Source organism: Streptomyces otsuchiensis, from assembly GCF_004305975.1.
In the GTDB taxonomy this organism is placed as follows: domain Bacteria; phylum Actinomycetota; class Actinomycetes; order Streptomycetales; family Streptomycetaceae; genus Streptomyces; species Streptomyces otsuchiensis.
The window spans coordinates 1-4,943 of sequence record NZ_BHZI01000358.1 but is presented as its reverse complement, the minus strand read 5'-3'; the positions used below and the strand labels follow the sequence as shown (position 1 = coordinate 4,943).

The 4,943-nt window shown below is 72.6% G+C and carries 5 protein-coding genes; 2 read left to right on the top strand and 3 right to left on the bottom strand.

The window, feature by feature from the left end:
• Positions 1 to 133: 133 nt before the first annotated feature.
• Genes E0D90_RS23505 through E0D90_RS23495 form a run of 3 tightly spaced genes read right to left on the bottom strand, consistent with a single transcriptional unit; the run spans position 134 to position 3,239 of the window.
• Positions 134 to 907 carry a TrmH family RNA methyltransferase gene (locus E0D90_RS23505; protein WP_130799991.1) on the bottom strand — a complete coding sequence of 258 codons (774 nt, stop codon included), beginning with the start codon at positions 905 to 907 and terminating at the stop codon, positions 134 to 136.
• Positions 904 to 2,346 (bottom strand): HTTM domain-containing protein, encoded by a 1,443-nt coding sequence (locus tag E0D90_RS23500; RefSeq protein ID WP_170215040.1) that lies wholly within the window; start codon positions 2,344 to 2,346, stop codon positions 904 to 906. Before E0D90_RS23500 ends, E0D90_RS23505 begins: the two co-directional genes overlap by 4 nt.
• Entirely contained in the window at positions 2,343 to 3,239 is an 897-nt protein-coding gene (locus tag E0D90_RS23495) for a DUF5819 family protein (RefSeq protein ID WP_174856253.1), read from the bottom strand. Before E0D90_RS23495 ends, E0D90_RS23500 begins: the two co-directional genes overlap by 4 nt.
• Before the next feature lie 315 nt (positions 3,240 to 3,554).
• Here E0D90_RS23495 and paaA point away from each other — a divergent pair, with 315 nt between their 5' ends.
• Entirely contained in the window at positions 3,555 to 4,598 is a 1,044-nt protein-coding gene (gene paaA, locus E0D90_RS23490; protein ID WP_227870436.1) for a 1,2-phenylacetyl-CoA epoxidase subunit PaaA, read from the top strand.
• Positions 4,595 to 4,879 (top strand): 1,2-phenylacetyl-CoA epoxidase subunit PaaB, encoded by a 285-nt coding sequence (gene paaB, locus E0D90_RS23485; RefSeq protein WP_103504044.1) that lies wholly within the window; start codon positions 4,595 to 4,597, stop codon positions 4,877 to 4,879. The genes paaA and paaB overlap by 4 nt, the downstream gene beginning before the upstream one ends.
• Positions 4,880 to 4,943 lie beyond the last annotated feature (64 nt).

Here is a 4,943-nt window from a genome sequence, read left to right as displayed (position 1 = left end):
GGGCGGGGGAGGCCAGGGCGAGGGCAGCGAGCGTGAGCACGGAGGTCCCGAGGATCTTCTTCATGTCCGCCCCAACGACGGGTGGGACCGCTCGGTCACGTGATCGCGGGCTTCGGGGTCGGCGACCGTTCGGTCAGGATCCGGGCCGCTGGGCGAGCCAGTGGTAGAGGGTCATCGAGACGCTGGTGGCGAGGTTGTAGCTGGAGACCTGCGGGCGCATCGGCAGTGAGACCAACCGGTCGGCTCGGGCACGGAGTTCGGGGCCGAGTCCGTGACGTTCCGAGCCGAAGGCGAGCAGCGCGTCGTCCTCGATCCGCAGGTCGCGGATGTCGGCGCCCTCCGGGTCCAGCGCGTACAGCGGGCCGTCCGGCAGTTCGTCGACCTGGCGGCGTGCCACCGGCAGCGCGTAGTGCAGCCCCGCGGCGGCCCGGACGACTGACGGGTGCCAGGGGTCGACGGTGCCGGTGGTCAGCACCCCGGCGGCTCCGGTCCCGGCGGCGAGCCGGATGACGGCGCCGGTGTTGCCGAGGTGGCGCGGGTTGTCGAGGACGACGAGCGGGGCGGTGCGCCCCGTCTCCGGCACGGTCGACGCCGGCGGCACGGCCAGCGCCGCCACGGCGGTCGGGTGCGGGCGCGGGACCAGCCCGGCCAGCACGGCGGGTTCGACGGCCGTCAGCAAGGGCTCCAGCCGCGCGCCGAGGTCCGGTGCAAGCTCACCCGCGAGGGCGAGCACCCCGCCACGGTCACTGGTGACGGCCAGCGGGACGTCCGCGCCGAACCGCAGGGCGTGCTTGAGGGCGTGGAAGCCGTCGAGGTGCACGAGGCCGTCGGCCGCGAGACGGTGCCACCGTGCGGCCGGGCCGTCCGGCTCGGGACGGTGACGGGCGGGCGCGGGCGGCGGCGTCACCGGTCACGCTCCGGGGCTCGGGACCGCTCGGAGCGGACGGACGGAGCGGGGGTCTCGTCCTCGCTCGGCGCGCCGTCGGACGGGGCGCCGTGGGACGCGGCGCCGTCCCGTGGTGCGGGGACGGTGCCGCGCGGGGAGTCGCCCGCCCCCTCCCCTGCCCGGGCGTCCGATGGCTCCGGCGTGTGCTCCGGCCCGCTCCGGCGCAGTCGCGTCAGCCGCGTCAGCCGCGTCACCGGCGCGAAGGAGCGGCGGGCCCGGTAGCCGAACCAGACCAGGAACGCGGTGGGCAGGAAGACGATGTCCATGGCGACCATCGCCAGCGAGAAGAACGGCAGCCCCATGAGGACCGCGATCCCGACGTGCTCGGCGATCATCACCGCCAGCAGGACGTTCTTTACCTTCCGGTTGAGCAGCGCGAACGGGAAGGCGACCTGGATCAGGACCGTCCCGTAGGTCAGGATCATCACCATCGTCCCGCTGCTGGTCAGCGCCTGCGACAGCTCCGGGAACGGCATGAAGTAGTCGAGGTTCATCGGGTAGTAGACGGCGGTGCCGTCCTGCCACCGGCTGCCCTGGATCTTGTACCAGCCGGCGGTGGCGTAGATCAGGCAGACCTGCGCCATGATGATCAGCAGACCGGCGTTGTGGACGAGGTTGGCGATCACATCGCAGACCAGCCGCGGCTCCCCCGGCCAGTGGCGCTCCAGAATCCACCACAGGGCGAAGACCAGCCACAGCCCCCACAGGCACAGCTGCCAGACCCAACCGCCGAGCAGCCCACCGCCGGTGGTGACCGCGAGCGTCAGGCCGGAGAGCACCCACAGCGCCACCCCCGCCGGGTCGGCGTCACGCGCGGTGCCCCGCGCGCGGCGGCGGGCGTCCAGGGACCAGACCTGCCCGCAGCGGACCACGACCAGGTAGATCGCCATCAGCTTGATGACGTTGTCACCGCCGTCGCCCATGAAGATCGAACGGTTCTGGAGCGAGAGCACGCCCAGCATGAAGAAGACCGACATCGCGCGGGTGCGCCAGCCGAGCATCAGCCCCACGCAGGCGGCCATCGCGAAGAGATAGACGAACTCGAACCAGAGCCGGCCGTCGCTCCACAGCAGCACGGTGAACGCGCCGCTCTCCGCGATCATGCTCTCGGCGAGATCGAACCCCCACGGGCTGTCCGGGCCGTACAGCTCGTGCCGGTGCGGGAACTCCCGCACCAGGAAGAACAACCAGGTGAAGGCGAACCCGATCCGGACGACGGCCGTCTGGTACGGGCCGAGCGCGCGGTGCGTGATGTGGTTGAGGCCGCGCGCGAGAGCGGCGTCGAACTTCGACCCCAGCCCGGCGAACGGCGACGGCGGCGCGTCGGCGGCCGCTGACCGCGTCGGGGACGGGGACGGTGCCGGGGGCGGCGTCGGTGACGTGGTGCGGTCGTCGCTCACGAACCCTCCGGGGTGGCCTCGGGCACGGGGCCGCCGACTGCTCCGGGAACCCCGGCGGCGGACCCGCCGGAACCCTCCGGCGCGTGGACGCCGCGCGGCATGTCCGCCGGGACGACCGTGCGCCACTCCTGCTCGTGGTGGACGGTCTCGGTGTCCACCTCCCGGTCGTCCCACGGCGGCGGGGGCAGCGGGGTGACGGCGGACCGCAGCTGGAGGCGCTGCGCCCGGTCGAGGTCGACGGTGTCGCCGAGCCGCAGCAGGGCGATGCGGTGGACGTAGGAGGCGTTGCGCTCACCCCGGGTACCGACCGGGACGCCGTCGTCGTCGAGCGAGTTGGCGTAGACGTCCCACGCGCGGCGCAGCTCGTTCTGCATGGTGTGACTGGGCAGCAGGTTGTGACGGATGCCCGCGACATCCAGGGCGGTGAGGTTGATCCACTCCGTGGTCTCCGTGCCGCCGTCCTCCGCGCTCAGTTCGACCCGGGCCTCGACGGCGACGTTGGACTGGAGCGGGTTGGGCGCGAACAGCTTCCAGTTCTGCTCGAACTCGGGGTTGGCGTAGCCGTCCCGGATCACCGAGGAGTACTCCCGGGAGACGGTGTTGGCCGGGGCCACGTAGAGAAACCCGACGGCTATGTGCCAGGCGCTGAAGACGGTGAGGACGCCGACCGCGGTGGCGATCAGCAGGCGGGACGGCCAGCTCAGGGCGGTGAACGCGAAGCGGGCGGTGTCGGTGCGGGCGGCGTCGGCCGCTTCGGGGGCGCGGTCCGCACCTCCGGGAACTACACCACCGGGGCCCGCACCTCCGGGGTCCACGTCCGGGCCGGGGGGCGTTCCCCCGGACGGTCCCACCGAGGGCCCCTCGGGTGACTCGGGTGTCTCGGGTGACTCCATGCTCGGTCCGTATCCCCCACGGCTGCGCGCGCCAGGTCCCTCCTGGACCAGTGCACGGTACCGCCACGCCCCCCGGCCCGTCGTGTGCCGTTCGTCCCGGGGACGGCACAGGCGCGGGAGCCGCAGGTCGCGAGCGGTCGGCACCCCCGAACGAGTGACGCTCTTGACACGGTTCGTGGGCCGCACCACCATTGAACCGAACGATCGGTCGGGAGGCTGGGTGAGGTGCCGTCCCCGCGCACGCCGACCACCCCGACCACGCACGGGCCACCGGAAAGCACCGCCACACGCACCACAACGGGAAGAGGGCCGCCGATGACGACCGCACCGCCCAGCGTCGAGGAGCGCGACCAGGGGCCGGCCGACCTCCAGCGCGCGTTCGACGAGGCCGTCGCGGCCGAGGAGCGGATCGAGCCCCGCGACTGGATGCCGGACGCCTACCGCGCGACCCTGGTCCGTCAGATAGCCCAGCACGCGCACTCCGAGATCATCGGCATGCAGCCCGAGGCGAACTGGATCACCCGCGCCCCCTCGCTGCGCCGCAAGGCCATCCTGATCGCCAAGGTCCAGGACGAGGCCGGCCACGGCCTCTACCTCTACAGCGCCGCCGAGACCCTCGGCGTCAGCCGCGACGAACTGCTCGACAAGCTGCACGCCGGCCGTCAGCGCTACTCCTCGATCTTCAACTACCCCACCCTGACCTGGGCGGACATGGGCGCCATCGGCTGGCTCGTCGACGGCGCCGCCATCACCAACCAGGTCCCGCTGTGCCGCTGCTCCTACGGCCCGTACGCCCGGGCCATGGTCCGGATCTGCAAGGAGGAGTCCTTCCACCAGCGCCAGGGGTACGAACTCCTCCTGGCCCTCAGCCGGGGCACCGAGGCCCAGCACGCCATGGCACAGGACGCCGTGAACCGCTGGTGGTGGCCGTCACTGATGATGTTCGGCCCACCGGACGACGAGTCCTCGCACTCCGCCCAGTCCATGGAGTGGAAGATCAAGCGGCACTCCAACGACGAGTTGCGCCAGCGGTTCGTGGACATCTGCGTGCCGCAGGCCGAGTCCCTCGGGCTGACCCTCCCCGACCCCGATCTGCGCTGGAACGAGGAGCGCGGACGGCACGACTTCGGTGCCATCGACTGGGAGGAGTTCAAGCAGATCCTCAAGGGCAACGGCCCCTGCAACGAGCAGCGGATCACCCAGCGGCGCCGCGCCCACGAGGAGGGCGCCTGGGTCCGCGAGGCCGCGGCGGCCTACGCCGCGAAGCGCGCCGCCCGCCACGGCGCGGCCACCACGCACCACAACCACCAGGACGAGCACCGCGCTCAGCACGCGCACGACGGAGAGGCACGCGGATGACCACCGACTGGCCGCTGTGGGAGGTGTTCGTGCGCAGCCGCCGCGGGCTGTCCCACACCCATGCGGGAAGCCTGCACGCCCCGGACGCCGCCATGGCGCTGCGCAACGCCCGCGACCTCTACACCCGGCGCGGTGAGGGCGTCTCGATCTGGGTCGTCCCGGCGGACGCCGTGACCGCCTCCTCCCCGGACGAGAAGGACCCGTTCTTCGAGCCCTCCGCCGACAAGCCCTACCGGCATCCGACCTTCTACGAGATACCGGACGGGGTGAAGCACCTGTGAGCGCCACCGGCCACCCCGAAGCCGCCACCGGCCCCGCCCCGGCGTCCGCCCCCACGGCCACCCC

Bases quoted from the DNA above. Each gene is read 5' to 3' on its own strand.
- E0D90_RS23495 (WP_174856253.1), bottom strand. From the start codon at position 3,239: ATGGAGTCACCCGAGACACCCGAGTCACCCGAGGGGCCCTCGGTGGGA.
- paaA (WP_227870436.1), top strand. From the start codon at position 3,555: ATGACGACCGCACCGCCCAGCGTCGAGGAGCGCGACCAGGGGCCGGCC.
- paaB (WP_103504044.1), top strand. From the start codon at position 4,595: ATGACCACCGACTGGCCGCTGTGGGAGGTGTTCGTGCGCAGCCGCCGC.